This is a genomic window from Acidovorax sp. SRI_002 (genome assembly GCF_057586455.1).
In genome coordinates, this window is the sequence record NZ_JBYCZW010000006.1 from 234,124 (window position 1) to 249,344 (window position 15,221).

A 15,221-nucleotide genomic window follows, 5' to 3' on the forward strand; every position below is an offset into this window, starting at 1 on the left:
CAGCCCCGGCAAATGCGAGCACCTTGTACCAAATGGTAAAAAATGCGCCGCTGCCCTCGGCAGCAGGGATAGCGTTCAGGAAGTCGCGTACGGGTCGGCAAAGCCCAACTCCTGCAGGATGTCGGTTTCGTACGACTCCATCTCCAGGGCATCCGCCTCACTCGTCTCGTGGTCCCAGCCCTGCGCATGCAGCGCCCCGTGCACCAGCATGTGGGCGTAGTGCTCTTCCAGGCTCTTGTTTTGCTCCTTCGCTTCGCGCTCGATCACAGGGGCGCACAGCACCAGGTCGGCGGTCACCACCGGTTCCTGGGTGTAGTCGAAGGTGAGCACGTTGGTGGCGTAGTCCTTCTTGCGGTACTCGCGGTTGAGCTGCTGGCCTTCTTCGGCGCCCACGATGCGTACGGTGATCTCGGCATCGGTGGCCAGCGCGTGGCGAATCCAGCGGGTGACCTTGTGGCGTGGCAGCACCGCGCGGTGCGCGGTCGCGCCTTCAAACTTGCCGAACTGCAGCGACAGGGAGAGTTGGTTTAAAGACATTTTTGCTTTTTTTGGCCGCCAGCGCTTGATGGATAAGCGCTGGATGCTATCGAAATGATAGTTCTAGTCCCGGCTGCGAGAAGCTGGGGCGCGGCGCGGTGCGTCGTAGGCATCCACAATGCGCGCGACCAGCGGGTGGCGCACCACGTCGGCCGTGGTGAAGCGGGTGACGGAGATGCCCTTGACCCGCTTGAGCACCCGCTCGGCATCGATCAGGCCGCTCATGGCTCCCTTGGGCAGGTCGATCTGGCTCACGTCGCCCGTGACCACGGCCTTGGCACCGAAGCCGATGCGGGTGAGGAACATCTTCATCTGCTCGGGCGTGGTGTTCTGCGCTTCGTCCAGGATCACGAAGGCGTTGTTCAGCGTGCGCCCGCGCATGAATGCGAGCGGGGCGATTTCCAGCGCATTGCGCTCGAAGGCCTTCATCACCTTGTCGTAGCCCATCAGTTCGTACAGCGCGTCGTACAGCGGGCGCAGGTAGGGGTCCACCTTTTGCGCCAGATCGCCGGGCAGAAAACCCAGGCGCTCGCCCGCCTCGACCGCCGGGCGGGTCAGCACGATGCGCTGCACGGCGCTGCGCTCCAGCGCATCCACGGCGCAGGCCACGGCGAGATAGGTCTTGCCGGTGCCGGCGGGGCCGATGCCAAAGGTGATGTCGTGGCTGGCGATGTTTTCGAGGTACAGGTTTTGTGTGGGCGTGCGGCCGCGCAGGTCGGCCCGGCGGGTGTTGAGCACGATGGCGCCTTCGGGCGCCTCTACCAGGGCGGAGTCTCCGGCCAGCATGAGCTGCAGGTGGTCCTCGGTGATCGGGCGTTCGGCCATCTCGTACAGCGCCTGCAAAAGCTCCATCGCCTGCGTGGCCTTCGCTTTGGGGCCGTCCACCTTGAACTGCTCGTGCCGGTGCGCAATGCTCACCGAGAGGGCCACTTCGATGGTGCGCAGGTGCGCGTCGGCCGGGCCACACAGGTGCGTGAGCCGGGTGTTGTTGTGGGGGGTGAAGGTGTGGCGCAGGATCACGCGGATAATTCCCGTTGGATCGCCGCAGTGCGCGGCAAAGGACATCAATGATAGGCAAATTGACCGGCACCCTGCTGGAGAAGAATCCCCCCGAGGTGCTGTTGGACTGCCATGGCGTGGGCTATGAGGTGAATGTGCCCATGAGCACGTTCTACAACCTGCCCGCTGTGGGCGAAAAGGTGAGCCTGCTGACCCAGTTCATTGTGCGCGAAGACGCGCAGCTGCTGTATGGCTTTGCCACGGCGCCCGAGCGCCAGGCGTTCCGCGAGCTGATCAAGATATCGGGCGTGGGGCCGCGCACTGCGCTGTCCATCCTGAGCGGCATGGGCGTGGCGGATCTGGCCCAGGCCATCACGCTGCAGGAGGCAGGCCGCCTGGTCAAGGTGCCGGGCATTGGCAAGAAGACGGCCGAGCGGCTGCTGCTGGAGCTCAAGGGCAAGCTGGGGGCCGACATGGGCGCTGCCCACGGGCCCGCTGCCAGTGACGCACAGGCCGACATTCTGCAGGCACTGTTGGCTTTGGGCTACAACGACAAAGAGGCTGCGGCGGCCCTCAAGGCCCTGCCACCAGAGGTGGGTGTGAGCGATGGCATCAAACTGGCACTGAAGGCGTTGGCCAGGTAGTGCACTTGCGGGTTTGTTGCGGCAGTTGTTTTCGTGTTCAATGGCGGTTTTGACCGGAGCGAGGGAAAGAAATGAAAAATGGAATGATGTGGCGGATGGGCGTTGCCTGGGGTGCGGCGCTTGCCCTGTTGGCCGGATGCGGCGGAAGCGGTACCGAGGCCAGCGCGCAAAAGGCGGCCTCTGTGCTGATGGTGGATGGCTGGGTGCAGCCCGCCAGCGTGGACCAGGGTGTCTCAAACATCAAATCCCGCAGCGCGCTTGTCACAGCGCCCACGCCTTCCCGGGTGAGCCTGGGAGCCTTGGATGCCTCCAAGACGGCTTCGCTGGGTGGCGGTATCGGCCCACGCCAGGTGGGTACAGCGCGCGATGTGGTGGCCACCCGCGCCGCAGCCCAGACACAGCAGCAGTTGCAGTGGAAGCCCACCGCCACTGGCGGTAAGGTGGCTGCTATCAGTTTTTCGGCCGAAGGTGCGTACGGATTGCGCCTGGGCGTAGTGGTCAAGGCGCTGCCACAAGGCACAGTGCTGCGTGTGTACAGCCAGGCCAACGCCTCCAAGGTGTTCCAGATTTCCGGCCAGGAAGTGCTGCAGCGCATTGAGCGCAATGCGCAGGCGGGCGACACCACCCTGGACGGTCAGACCTGGTGGACGCCAGATACCGGATCGGACGAGGCCACGCTGGAGCTGGAGCTGCCCGTAGGTGCGGATGCCAGCACGGTGGACATCTCGGTGCCGCGCGTGTCGCACATCTTCGAGAACCTGTCGATCCCTACGGAGGCAGAACTCTCCACCAAGATCAACGAATCGGCTTCGTGCCACCTGGATGCCACTTGCTACGATACCTATGCGACCGAGCGCAATGCCGTGGCGCGCATGTTGTTCACGTCCGGTGCCAACACCTATCTGTGCACGGGCACATTGCTCAATGACAGCCGGTCTTCGGGCACGCCGTATTTCCTGACGGCCAACCACTGCATCTCCAAGCAGTCCGAAGCCGCCTCGCTGCAGACCGACTGGTTCTTCCGTTCGCCAACGTGTAACAGCCGCACCCTGTCCAGTGCCACCATCCAGCGCGTCAACGGCGCATCGCTGCTCTACGCCTCGGGTGCCATGGACATGGCCCTGCTGCAGCTGAACGACACACCTCCTGCAGGGGCCGTCTTTGCCGGTTGGGATGCGGGCACCCAGGCTTTGAGTACATCTGTGGTGGGTCTGCACCATCCCCGGGGCGACCTGCTCAAGGTCAGCCTGGGTACGTTGAACAGCCTGATTTCCTGCACTCCCACCAGTGAAACCCAGTTCCAGTGCAGCGGTACAACGGGCAACTACTACCAGGTGAACTGGACCCAGGGCACCACCGAAGGTGGCAGCAGTGGCTCGGCCTTGTTCAAGGGTGGCACCCATGTGATCGGTACGCTCTACGGCGGCGGTTCCAGCTGCACGGCCACCACGGTCCCCGATTACTATGGTCGTTTTGACGTGGCGTTCAACGCAGCGCTCAAGAACTGGCTGTCGTCTGCCACGCCACCCACTGGCCCCACGGGGCGGGTGCCTGTCTATCGCTTCTACAACATTGCTGGCCTGGAGCATTTCTACACCAGCAACGTCGGTGAGCGGGATCTTCTGATCAAACAGTTTGGATCGAACTTCATCTACGAAGGCACGATCTTCTATGCGTATCCCATTGAGGGGTCCAACCTGTTCCCGGTGTACCGCCTGGTTGATTTGGCGCGCAATATGCACATTTACACGGCAAACCCTGCGGAGCGAGACGGTCTGCGCCAGGCATTCCCGTCCGTGCAGCTTGAAGCCACTGCATGGTGGGGACAGGCTGCTCCGGGCAATGGTGCCGTGCCTGTCTACCGCTTCCGCAACCGCACCGTGGGAACCTATTTCTATACTGCCAGCCCTGCAGAACGCAGCTACCTCAACGCCAACATGAGCCAGCAGTACGTTGAAGAAGGCATCGGGTTCTACGTCTGGCCCGAGAAATAACAGGACTGCATGACGATCCAGACCGACGACTTCGCCCCCGCCCCCGCAAAACGCGTCATTTCGGCCGTGCCCGCATCGCCCCAGGAGGAGGCGATCGAGCGCGCGCTGCGCCCCAAGCTCCTGCAGGAGTACGTGGGCCAGGCGAAGGCGCGCGAGCAGCTGGAGATCTTCATCGGCGCGGCGAGGAAGCGGGGCGAGGCGCTGGACCATGTGCTGCTGTTTGGCCCGCCCGGTCTGGGCAAGACCACGCTCAGTCACATCATTGCGGCTGAGCTGGGGGTCAACCTGCGCCAGACCAGTGGCCCTGTGCTCGAAAAGCCCAAGGACCTGGCGGCGCTGCTGACCAACCTCGAAAAGAACGACGTTCTTTTCATTGACGAGATCCACCGCCTGTCGCCTGTGGTGGAGGAAATTCTCTACCCCGCGCTGGAGGACTACCAGATCGACATCATGATCGGCGAGGGTCCTGCGGCGCGCAGCATCAAGCTCGACCTGCAGCCCTTCACGCTGGTGGGCGCCACCACACGTGCGGGCATGTTGACCAACCCGCTGCGCGACCGCTTTGGCATCGTGGCGCGGCTGGAGTTCTACACAGCCGAAGAGCTGGCGCGCATTGTCAAGCGCAGCGCGGGGCTGCTCAATGCGCCCATGGATGAAGAAGGCGGCTTCGAGATCGCCCGCCGCTCGCGCGGTACGCCGCGCATTGCCAACCGGCTGCTGCGCCGCGTGCGCGATTACGCCGAGGTCAAGGGCGACGGGCGCATCACCAAACCCATTGCCGACAAGGCGCTGGCAATGCTGGATGTGGACCCGCAGGGTTTTGACGTGATGGACCGCAAGCTGCTGGAGGCGGTCATCCACCGCTTTGATGGCGGCCCTGTGGGGCTGGACAACATTGCCGCCAGCATCGGGGAAGAGGCGGGCACCATCGAAGACGTGATCGAGCCCTACCTCATCCAGCAAGGCTTTTTGCAGCGTACGCCGCGTGGGCGCATTGCCACGCTGGCGGCGTTCCGACATCTGGGGGTGGCGCCGCCCAAGGCGGCTGGCGGGCTGTTTTCTGAATGACGGAAGGCACAGCGCATGGCAACCAGGGCAGATTTGTGAAAAGGCGCTGGTTTGCTGTTGCGTTGGGCGCTGTCGTGCTGGTGGTGGCTGCCTTCACCGGGGTGATGGCGCTGCGTGGTCCGCAGGTCGATGCCCTGTTGGTGCAGTCGGCGCCGCTGGTGCGCACGCTGCAGTTTTCGGCGCGCGTGGCCACGTTGTCGCGGGTGGATGTGGGCAGCACCATCACCGGCCGCGTGGCCGAGGTGCGGGTGGCAGAAGGCGCGCAGGTGCGCCAGGGCGACGTGCTGGTGCAGCTGGAGTCCGACGAGCTCGCGGCGGCGCTGGCGCAGGCCGTGGCGGCCGAGCGCCAGGCGCAGTCCCGCTTGGTGGGCCTGCGCAGTAGCGGCCGCAGCGCTGCACAGGCAGCGCGCGCGCAGGCCAATGCCACCCTGCAAGCGGCCAGCGCCAGTCTGGCGCGGGTGCAGCAGCTGGTGGCCCAGGGGTTCTATAGCGCCGCGCAGCTCGATGAGGCGCGGCGCGCCGTCGATGTGGCCCAGGCGCAGCAGTTGAGCGCGCAGGCGCAGGTCCAGGCCAACGCCGATGCGGGCACCGATGTGGTCCAGGCGCAGGCGCAGCTGGCGCTGGCCCAAGCGGCCACCGTGGCGGCCCAGGCCCGCCTGGCGCAGACCACGCTGGTAGCCCCGGCCGATGCCCGCGTGCTGGTGCGCGACGTCGAGCCCGGGCAGATCGTGCAGCCTGGCAAGGCCTTGCTCAGCCTGGCGCTGGCCGGGCCCACCCAGCTGGTGGCCCAGGTGGACGAACGTTTTCTGGACCAGTTGCTGCCGGGTCAAAAGGCCTCGGTGGTGGCCGATGCCTTTGCGGGCCAGCGTTTTACAGCACGTGTGCTCACCATCGCACCTTCGGTGGATGCCCAGCGTGGTGCCATCGAGGTGAAGTTTGCGCTGGAGCAGCAGGCCCCCGCCTTTCTGCGCGAGGACATGACCTTATCGGTCGAGGTAGAGACTGCGCGGCGCGAGCGGACCCTGGTACTGCCCCAGGCTGCCCTGCGCGGCCCGGTGGAGGGCGACCAGGCGACGGTGCTGGTGTTGCAGGAGGGGCGCGCCCAGGCCCGCCCCGTGCGGCTGGGGCTGCGCACACTGGACGCGGTCGAGGTGCTGGACGGCCTGGCCGAAGGCGACACCGTGCTGCGGGGCGGCGCCGTGCAGGCGGGCGACCGCGTACGTGCCCGCACGGTGGAGTGGAGTGCGGGCTCCGCCACAGCCGGTGCAGCCCAAGGTCGAGCGCAAGGTGCTGACGCCGGTGCTGCCCTCACCAACGCCATGGGCCGCTGAGCCGCCATGTGGATCTGGCCCGGCTTCGAGTTGCGCGTGGCGCTGCGCTTTCTGCGCGAGGGCCGCATGCAGACCGTGCTCATCATCGTGGGGGTTGCGGCGGGGGTTGCGGTCATTGCCTACATCTCGGCGCTGATCAGCGGCTTGCAGTCGAACACCCTGGCCAAAACACTGGGCGCCCAGGCGCACATCACCCTGCGGGCGCCGGACGACCTGGTCATACCGGCAGCCCCTGCCTTGCCTGGCACCGCTGCGCTGACCGAAACCCAACCGCGTGCCCAGCGCCTGCGGTCCGTGGCCAATTGGCAGGCGCTGGTGCCGCTGTTGGAGCGCTTGCCCGAAGTCGCCGGGGTGTCGCCCATGGTGTCCGGCTCAGGCTTGGCGCTGCGCGGCGAGGCATCGCAGGCCATTGCCCTGATGGGCGTGGACCTGGATCGCTATGACCGCGTGGTGGGGCTGCGCTCCAAGGTGGTCAGTGGCACGGCGCGGTTGTCACCGGGCGAGGCCATCGTGGGGCGCGAGCTGGCCTCCGACCTGGGCGTGCGCGTGGGAGACCGCCTCACGGTGCAGACGGGCGGCGCGGGCGGCACGGTGAGTGATTCGGTGCGCGTCACCGCGCTGGTGGACCTGGGGGTGAAAGACCTGAACCGGCGCACCGTGATCGTGCCGCTGCGCGCGGCGCAAAGCCTGCTGGCGCTGCCGGGGGGCGCCAGCCAGCTCGACCTGACCTTGAAAGACGTGTGGGTGGCACAGACCCTGGCGCGTGCGTTGCAAACGCAGTTCCCCTACAAGATCGAGAGCTGGCAAGAGAGCAATGCCCAGCTGGTGTCAGCACTCAATGCGCAGTCCATCAGCACCTCCATCATCCGGGGCGTGGTGCTGGCGGTGGTGGTGCTGGGCATTGCCAGCGTGCTGGTAGTCTCGGTGGTGCAAAAGGGCCGGGAGATCGGCATCCTGCGCGCCATGGGCGCCACGCGGGGCCAGGTGCTGCGCGTGTTTCTGGTGCAGGGCGCCGTGGTGGGTGCGCTGGGCTCGGTGCTAGGCCTGCTGCTGGCGGTGGGGCTGATCTGGGTGTTCACCCATTTTGTGCGGGGCTCGGATGGCTTGCCGTTGTTTTCGATCGCGCTGCCGCTGGGCATGGCATTGCAGATTGCACTCATTGCTTCGGTGTGTGGTGTGCTGGCGGCGGTGGCGCCTGCGCGGCGGGCAGCGGCGCTGGACCCAGCGCAAGCCATCAGGATGTGATGAACCAACCCGCCGCCCCCGAACTGATCACGCTCGATGCCGTGCGCAAGAGCTACAACCTGGGCCGCCCCAGCGAGGCCGAGGTACTGCACGGCATCGACCTGCAGGTGCGCCGGGGCGAGTTCATCGCGCTGATGGGGCCTTCGGGCTCGGGCAAGAGCACGCTGCTCAACATCCTGGGCCTGCTCGAACGCATGACGACGGGCAGCTATCTGCTGGACGGCGAGGCGGTGCAGGGTCTGGACGATGCGGCACTCACCCTGCGCCGGCGCAGCACCCTGGGTTTTGTCTTTCAGTTCCACCACCTGCTGCCTGCTTTCTCCGCGCTGGAGAACGTGACGCTGCCGGCCCTCATGGCCGAAGGCCGCGTCAGCCCCGCCCACCGCGATCACGCGCGCAGCCTGCTCGACGCCGTGGGCCTGGCCCAGGCCATGGACAAGCGCCCCGCAGAGCTGTCAGGCGGCATGCAGCAGCGCGTGGCCATTGCGCGCGCGCTGGTCATGAACCCGCTGCTGGTGCTGGCCGATGAGCCCACGGGCAACCTGGACACCGCGTCCTCTGCCGAAGTGTTTGCCCTGCTGCGCCGTATCCATGCCGAGCGGGGCACGAGTTTTGTCGTGGTCACGCACGACCCCCGGCTGGCCGCGCGCTGCGACCGGCTGGTGGAGCTGATCGACGGCCGGATTGCCCGCGACGAGGCCATCACTGTGGGCGTGGAGCCTGCGCCCAGTGGGTGAGCTGCAGGCAGGTGATTTGCTATCAAATAAATAGCTATTTGAGCTTGATGCTGAAGCGCTGGCGGCAATTTTGGCTAAAAAACCATCGCACAGAATACACAGGTGCTCAGGAGGAGCGTGGTGCCGTCCCTGGGGCCACGTTCGGAGCCCTGTCCCGAGCCATGTGCGTGCGGCCTTCTTCTCCGGTCACGCCCGTTCGCTGCACTGCGGTGGCAGGCACCGAGGCCTTGCTGGCCAGCCATCCACTGACGATCAGCGCCTGCGCCGCATAGTACGTGGCCAGCACCCAGACCTGCGCCATCGGCAGCGGCATCACAAACCGGTTGGTGGCCAGCAGCGAGTCGCTGAGCATGAAAAACCCGGCGCCGACCGCTACGAGCAGCGACGGCGCATCGCGCAACACCGTCGCCCGGCCGATGGCCTGGGCCGCCATCAGCGCGATCACCAGCACATAGGCCGCCACCGGCGCGCGCAGTGCAGGTGGCAGGCCACCCGCCCACAGAAAGGCGTACATGGCCACGCCAATGCCCAGTGTGGCGGCCAGCGCACCCCGGTGCGGAAACCACGCTTGCCCGCTTTTGAACAGCGCCACATAGAACAGATGCGCCACCAGAAAACTCACCAGGCCCGGGATGAAGAAGCCCTGGAACATGAGGAACACATCCCCGGCCAGCGATCCGGCCAGCGCGGCCGCGAGGAGAAGCAGGGTCTTTGGGTTGAATTGGCCTCTAGCGCTTGGCGAATAAGCACTGGCAGCTACCAAAACAAGAGCAGAAACCATCGTCAGCGGCTTGAACAGCCAATGCCATTCCATGAACCCCATCGCGCTGGTGGCGGTGGCCAGCGCGCCGCTTTGCAGCATCAGCGCCATCAGCGCGGTGATACGTCCCTGCATCACTGCGCCCAGCGACCATTGCACCGTCAGCAGCACCGCAAACCAGATGGCGTTGCGCGCCAGCGGCGCCGCATCTGCCTGCCAGAGAAAAGCCGCCACGCCCGCCAGCAGCAGCGCGAACTGCACCAGCGCAAACCACTGCGCGGCGCGCGACATCGGCGGGTGGTACAGCTGCATCTGTGCCATGCTGAAGGCGGGCTTGGGAAAGCGCTCTGCCACATCGGCAGGCCGCCAGCCCGGAGGCTTGACCCAGACCTTGAGCTTGTCGAGCCAGCTGCGCGCATGCCAGCTGTCATGTGCCAGCCCTGCGTACACCTGCGCGTTGGCCCAGAGCGGGTCCCAGCTGTTAAGCAGGCCGCGCGTGCCGTACACACACTTCTCCTGGTCGTCTTCGTCCTTGAAGGTGCCAAAGACCCGGTCCCACAGGATCAGGATGCCGCCATAGTTCTTGTCCAGATAAGCGTCGTTCACCGCGTGGTGCACCCGGTGGTTGCTGGGGCTGCAAAACCAGCGGTCAAACCAGCCGAGCTTGCCCACCTGCTCGGTGTGCACCCAGAACTGGTAAAGCAGATCGATGAGCGCCACCACGCCAAACACCAGCGGCGGCACGCCCGCCAGTGCCATGGGCACATAAAAGATCCAGCCCAGCAGCGCGCCCGAGCTGGTCTGGCGCAGCGCGGTGGAGAGGTTGTAATCCTGGCTCTGGTGGTGCACCGCGTGCGCGGCCCACAACACGGCCGATTCATGCCCCATGCGGTGCAGCCAGTAGTAGCACAGGTCGTAGAACACCAGTGCCAGCAGCCAGCCGGGCAGGCTGGTCCAGAATGCATCGTTGCGCCACAGCGCCACGTGCTCGAACAGGGCCGTGTAGATGCCGATGCGCAGCAGCCGGGTGAACACTGCGCTGGTCTGGCTCAGCATGCCCAGACTGATGCTGCTGACGGCATCGGCCAGGCGGTAGGTGTTGCGCTGCCTTCTGTAGCCCACCGCCAGTTCGATGGCGATCAGCAAAAAGAAGACGGGGGTCGCAAGGACAATGATCTGGCTGGGGCTCATGGGGGACACCAAAATGTCCGCCGATTCTTGCCGCAATCAGGTCAGCGCGCCTCTGGCATCAACCCTGATGATGCGCTCCACCGTACCCGTCGCCAAACCGCCGCGCACGCCGATCAAAAAGTCGTGCAGGTTCACCGTCGGGTCGCAGTGGCCAGGGATGAGCCAGAGCATATGGCCCAGGCTGGGCAGGCGGGCGTCGGGCGCGTCGGCATACAGCATGCCGTGTTCATCACCACCGTTGGCGTAACGCAGGGTGCGGTCGGCCGGCAGCAGGGCCACGGTGGGCAGGCCAGAGTCGATGGCGTGGCTCTTGTGGCCTGCGTCGCACACGGCGTGGGTGTCGCGCACCGACACCACCTGGGTCTTGACGTACAGCGCGTGTTCAAACGCGGGTTGTGCCGGTTCACGCTCGTTGCGGGCGTAGTCGGCATCCATGAACAAGAAAGAGCCCGCCTGCAGCTCGCCAAACACGCCGCTGGCAGCCTCGTGCACTAGGGTGCCGGTGCCTGATCCGGTGACCAGCGGCACGGGCAGCCCGGCGGCTTCGATGAGCTGGCGCGTGTGATCCGCCGCGCGCACCACGGCGGCGATGGTCTCGCGCCGACCCACGCTGCTGGCCAGGTGCTGCGCGCGGCCATGGTAGGCCTGCAGGCCCGCGAAACGCAGGCGGGGGCTGCGCGACACGGCCAGCGCCAGTGGCACGGCGGCTTCGCCCGGTGGCACGCCGCAGCGGCCCTGGCCCACGTCGATCTCCACCAGCACGTCGATGCCCGCATCGCTGCCGGATTGCGCCATGGCTTCGGCCAGGCGCTCAATGCCGTCGATGTGGTCCACGGCCACGCCCAGGCGCCCGCCACGCGCCGCCAGCTGGGCGGCCAGCCGCGCCACGCGGTGCAGCTTGGGCATGGCGATGACCTGGTTGGTGATGGTGATGTCATCGACCCCACCGGCGGCCAGCGCCTCCGCCTCGGCCACCTTCTGCACGCACACACCCTGGGCGCCCGCGCGTTGCTGCAGCAGCGCGATTTCTGCACTCTTGTGCAGCTTGGCGTGGGGGCGCCAGCGCACCTGGTGCTTGCGCGCAAAGTCGGCCATGCGCTGGATGTTGCGGTCCATGGCGTCCAGGTCCACCACCAGGGCGGGGGTGTCGATAGCGTCCACCCGCTGGCCGATGGTGGATTGCAATTCAGGCGTGGTTTTCATCGCGCAGGACGATCTGGTCAAGGTGTTGGGTGTCTGCCCAGCCGACGAGGGTGAGGCCGTCGGGCGTCCACAGCAGGCGGTTGATGGCGGCGTTGGACAGTTGCCAGGTGCGCGGCGCCTGGATGTCCTGGCGCGTGGCCAGGCGGTACAACACATCGAGCACGCCGCCGTGCGCCACCATCACCACCTGCTCGCCCACATGCAGCTGCGCCAGGACGGTCACGGTGTGTTCGATGCGCTCGCGCAGCGCGACGAGCGACTCGCCACCTTCGGGTGTGTAGTGCGGATCGCGCTTGCGCCAGCGCAGCGCGTCTTCGGGCAGCTCGGCCTCGATCTCGGCAAACGTGCGGCCCTGAAAGTGGCCAAAACTACGTTCGCGCAGGCCGGGATCGGTCACCAAAGGCGCGCCCGTGGTGCGGGCCACGGCCTGGGCTGTGGCGTGCGCGCGCTGCAGGTCGCTGGTGTAGATGGCGGCAATCGGTTCACCCACCAGTGCCTGGGCGACCTGATCGGCCTGCCACAGCCCGGTGTTGTTGAGCGGAATGTCCAGGTGGCCTTGGATGCGGGTGTCCACGTTCCAGGCGGTTTCACCGTGGCGGATGGCAATGATGCGGGTAGCGTGCATGTCAGTTTTCGATGGCGTTGGATGTAGCTCGCAGCCGCTCAGGGGAATGTTTCATTTTTGCGCCAGGGGCAGGCGCACCTGTCGAGGGCCCTGGGGTGGCATTGGAAAGCCATCGAGTGCGGCGTCAAACAGCACACCATAGACGGCCGGGTCACTCACCCACACATCTTCGTGCACGGCCGAGGTTTCGTACACCACCGCCTGGGTGTTGGCATCGCGCATCACGATGCTGACAGCGCGGCGGTGCAGGGGCGTGGGCTCGCCAAAGCGCCACATGCCATGCACGCCCCAGCCTCGGCCATACCAGCCACCCACGCCCCAAGGGCCGGGGCCATACGCACCGTAGGGCCCGTAGGGGCTGAAAGGATCGTTGCGCGGCACCGTGTCAGCCTGCACGCCCAGTTGCACCCGCAGGCGGGGCGCGGCATCGTCGCGTTGCAGGCCGGCGCGTGCCAGGGACTGTTCTGCCAGTGCGGCGATGGCGTCAAACGATGGGGTTTGCTGCGAAGGTAGGCGTTCGATGCGGTAGGTGGCAGGTGCAGGCGCGGCCGCCAGGGTTGAGAAGCTCTGTACTTGCCCGTCGACCACGCGGGTGGTGCTGCAGCCCGCGAGCAAGGCGGTTGCCAAGCCCAGTACAAGAAGGGGAATCCATCGGCGTTGCGTTGTCATGGTCAGACGCTCCAGAAAAAGAAGTCTCCATGAGAGTGTCCCAGCGTGCCAGGGTTCACGACAGTTGCACCACCTGCACGCCGGGCAGCGTGGGCGAGGGCGCCGCAAACTCTTCCTTGTCAAACGCCTTGTCGCCGTCTTCGCTGGCGATGCCCGTGGCCTTCGCGTTCTTGAAGTCGTACAGGCTGCCGTCCAGCAGGTGCGAGGGCACCACGTTCTGCAGCGCATTGAACATGTTCTCCACCCGGCCCGGGAAGCGCTTTTCCCATTCGCGCAGCATCTCGCCCACCTGCTTGCGCTGCAGGTTCTCCTGGCTGCCGCACAGGTTGCACGGGATGATGGGGAAGTTGCGGTGCGCAGCCCAGCGGGTGGTGTCCTTCTCGGCCACGTAGGCCAGCGGGCGGATCACCACATGCCTGCCGTCGTCGCTGACCAGCTTGGGGGGCATGCTCTTCATCTTTCCACCAAAGAACATGTTGAGCAGCAACGTCTGCAGGATGTCGTCGCGGTGGTGGCCCAGCGCGATCTTGGTGCAGCCCAGCTCATCGGCCACGCGGTACAGAATGCCCCGGCGCAGGCGGCTGCACAGGCTGCAGGTGGTCTTGCCCTCGGGGATCAGCTTCTTGACGATGCTGTAGGTGTCTTCGTTCTCGATATGGAAGGGCACGCCGGTGCTGGCCAGGTATTCGGGCAGCACATGCTCGGGGAAGCCCGGCTGCTTCTGGTCCAGGTTCACCGCCACCAGGTCAAAGTGGATGGGGGCGCGGGCCTTGAGCTTGAGCAGGATGTCGAGCAGCGCATAGCTGTCCTTGCCGCCGGACATGCACACCATCACCTTGTCGCCTTCTTCGATCATGTTGAAGTCGACGATGGCCTTGCCGACCTCGCGGCACAGGCGCTTTTCCAGCTTGTGGGTTTCGCGCTCGATCTTCATGCGGGCGGCGCCGCTGGTGGCTTCGGTGCTTTCCTCCGTCCAGCCAGTGGATTGGGCGGAGGCTGGGGCTTCATTCAATACTGCGCTCATGGGGTCACCACTGTCCTGTCTCGATGCGAATGGCCACTTCGCAGTCGTCAAAAATTTCGAGTTTGGCAATCTTCACCCGCACCCCCAGCACGCCGGGCAGCTGCATGAGGCGGTTGGCCAGCTTGCCGATCAGGCTCTCCAGCAGGTTCACATGCTCTGCGGTGCACTCGTCGATGATGATCTGGCGCACACGGCGGTAGTCCAGCACATGGCCGATGTCGTCGTCGCGCGGGGCCAGCGGCTGCACGCCCAGGCTCAGTTCGGCATCGACCTGGATGGGCTGGGGGTCGGTCTTTTCGTGGTCGAGGATGCCCAGGTTGGCGTCAAAGCGCAAACCGGTGAGCGTGAGGATCTGGGTGCCTGCAGCGGTGGTCATGAATAGGTCCTGGAGTGAGCGGGCGCTCACATCAAAGAGAAATCGCGGTCAAACTTCATCAGATGCTGGCCACCGTCGACCAGCAGTGTGGTGCCGGTCATCGACCGGTTCTCCAGCGCAAACTTCACAGCACTCGCCACGTCCTCGGCGGTGGATGAGCGGCCCAGCGGGGAGAGGGCATGCAACTGGGCAAACTTTTCGTCGCTGAGCATGTGGCTGGTGAGCGTGAGGCCGGGCGCCACGCCCACCACCCGCACGTGCGGCGCCAGGGCGATGGCCAGCATGGTGCCCGCAGCTTCGAGTGCAGCCTTGGAGAGCGTGTAGCTCACAAAATCGGGGTTCTGGTTCCAGAGCTTCTGGTCCAGCAGATTGACCACGGCGCCCTGTGCGTCGGCCTCGCCCTGGGCCGCGCGGTCGGCCACATGCTGGTGCAGCGCCTGGGCCAGCAGCACGGGGGCAGCGGTGTTGCTGCGCAGGTGCTTTTCGAGCGCGGCAAAACCAAAGGTGGCGGCATTGTCATGCTCGAACAACGAGGCGCTGTTGACCACCGCATCGACACGGCCAAAGTGCGCTACCACGCGGGGCAACAAGCTGCGCACGGCGGCCTCATTCTCAAAATCAGCATCAAAATGGGCGCTAGCGCTTGTCAGTTGTGCGCAAGCAGCTACCGTATCGATAGCGTCCTGCTCGGACGATCGGTAGTGCACCGCCACCTGCCAGCCACCCGCCGCCAGGGCCAGCGCAATGCTGCGGCCCAGGCGCTTGGCGGCGCCTGTGACCAGAACGGTGCGTGGGTGGGAGGGAGTAGGCATGTGGGC

Annotated in this window: 15 protein-coding genes; 6 read left to right on the forward strand and 9 right to left on the reverse strand. The window is 65.8% G+C overall.

Features of this window, described 5'->3' with window-relative positions; translation table 11 throughout:
- Positions 1-75: 75 nt before the first annotated feature.
- Together ybeY and AC2YJX_RS17965 are read right to left on the reverse strand one after the other, a co-directional pair.
- Positions 76-537, reverse strand: coding sequence for an rRNA maturation RNase YbeY (gene ybeY, locus AC2YJX_RS17960; protein ID WP_487256845.1), 462 nt, complete (start codon positions 535-537; stop codon positions 76-78).
- A gap of 63 nt (positions 538-600) precedes the next feature.
- Entirely contained in the window at positions 601-1,557 is a 957-nt protein-coding gene (locus tag AC2YJX_RS17965) for a PhoH family protein (protein ID WP_055396485.1), read from the reverse strand.
- Positions 1,558-1,604: 47 nt separating this feature from the next.
- On the opposite strand from AC2YJX_RS17965, the gene ruvA reads away from it, so the two are divergent.
- From ruvA to AC2YJX_RS17995, 6 genes are all read left to right on the forward strand, one after another.
- Complete coding sequence (gene ruvA / locus AC2YJX_RS17970; RefSeq protein ID WP_121507662.1) at positions 1,605-2,180, forward strand: Holliday junction branch migration protein RuvA; 576 nt, start codon at positions 1,605-1,607, stop codon at positions 2,178-2,180.
- A gap of 71 nt (positions 2,181-2,251) precedes the next feature.
- A complete protein-coding gene (locus AC2YJX_RS17975; RefSeq protein ID WP_487256846.1) occupies positions 2,252-4,174 on the forward strand; it encodes a trypsin-like peptidase domain-containing protein in 1,923 nt (640 codons plus the stop codon).
- A gap of 9 nt (positions 4,175-4,183) precedes the next feature.
- Entirely contained in the window at positions 4,184-5,242 is a 1,059-nt protein-coding gene (ruvB, locus tag AC2YJX_RS17980) for a Holliday junction branch migration DNA helicase RuvB (RefSeq protein ID WP_055396394.1), read from the forward strand.
- Positions 5,243-5,277: 35 nt separating this feature from the next.
- Complete coding sequence (locus AC2YJX_RS17985; RefSeq protein ID WP_487256847.1) at positions 5,278-6,573, forward strand: efflux RND transporter periplasmic adaptor subunit; 1,296 nt, start codon at positions 5,278-5,280, stop codon at positions 6,571-6,573.
- A 6-nt stretch (positions 6,574-6,579) separates the two neighbouring features.
- Positions 6,580-7,818 carry an ABC transporter permease gene (locus tag AC2YJX_RS17990; RefSeq protein WP_487256848.1) on the forward strand — a complete coding sequence of 413 codons (1,239 nt, stop codon included), beginning with the start codon at positions 6,580-6,582 and terminating at the stop codon, positions 7,816-7,818.
- On the forward strand, positions 7,818-8,555 hold the full coding sequence (locus tag AC2YJX_RS17995) for an ABC transporter ATP-binding protein (RefSeq protein WP_487256849.1): 738 nt from the start codon (positions 7,818-7,820) through the stop codon (positions 8,553-8,555). Before AC2YJX_RS17990 ends, AC2YJX_RS17995 begins: the two co-directional genes overlap by 1 nt.
- A 106-nt stretch (positions 8,556-8,661) precedes the next feature.
- Here the strand turns inward: AC2YJX_RS17995 and AC2YJX_RS18000 are convergent, their stop codons facing one another.
- The 7 genes from AC2YJX_RS18000 to AC2YJX_RS18030 are packed head-to-tail and all read right to left on the reverse strand — an operon-like array spanning position 8,662 to position 15,215.
- Complete coding sequence (locus tag AC2YJX_RS18000) at positions 8,662-10,506, reverse strand: lysoplasmalogenase family protein (protein ID WP_487256850.1); 1,845 nt, start codon at positions 10,504-10,506, stop codon at positions 8,662-8,664.
- A 36-nt stretch (positions 10,507-10,542) separates the two neighbouring features.
- Positions 10,543-11,709 (reverse strand): DSD1 family PLP-dependent enzyme, encoded by a 1,167-nt coding sequence (locus AC2YJX_RS18005; protein ID WP_487256851.1) that lies wholly within the window; start codon positions 11,707-11,709, stop codon positions 10,543-10,545.
- On the reverse strand, positions 11,693-12,334 hold the full coding sequence (locus AC2YJX_RS18010; protein WP_487256852.1) for a histidine phosphatase family protein: 642 nt from the start codon (positions 12,332-12,334) through the stop codon (positions 11,693-11,695). Before AC2YJX_RS18010 ends, AC2YJX_RS18005 begins: the two co-directional genes overlap by 17 nt.
- Positions 12,335-12,385: 51 nt before the next feature.
- The gene (locus tag AC2YJX_RS18015) at positions 12,386-13,003 is read right to left on the reverse strand and encodes a DUF4136 domain-containing protein (protein WP_218298928.1); all 618 of its coding nucleotides are present in this window, start codon (positions 13,001-13,003) and stop codon (positions 12,386-12,388) included.
- 55 nt (positions 13,004-13,058) lie between these two features.
- Complete coding sequence (gene ttcA / locus AC2YJX_RS18020) at positions 13,059-14,027, reverse strand: tRNA 2-thiocytidine(32) synthetase TtcA (protein WP_487256853.1); 969 nt, start codon at positions 14,025-14,027, stop codon at positions 13,059-13,061.
- A gap of 4 nt (positions 14,028-14,031) precedes the next feature.
- On the reverse strand, positions 14,032-14,403 hold the full coding sequence (locus AC2YJX_RS18025) for a dihydroneopterin aldolase (RefSeq protein WP_008907163.1): 372 nt from the start codon (positions 14,401-14,403) through the stop codon (positions 14,032-14,034).
- Between the two features lie 26 nt (positions 14,404-14,429).
- A complete protein-coding gene (locus AC2YJX_RS18030; protein WP_487256854.1) occupies positions 14,430-15,215 on the reverse strand; it encodes an SDR family oxidoreductase in 786 nt (261 codons plus the stop codon).
- Positions 15,216-15,221 lie beyond the last annotated feature (6 nt).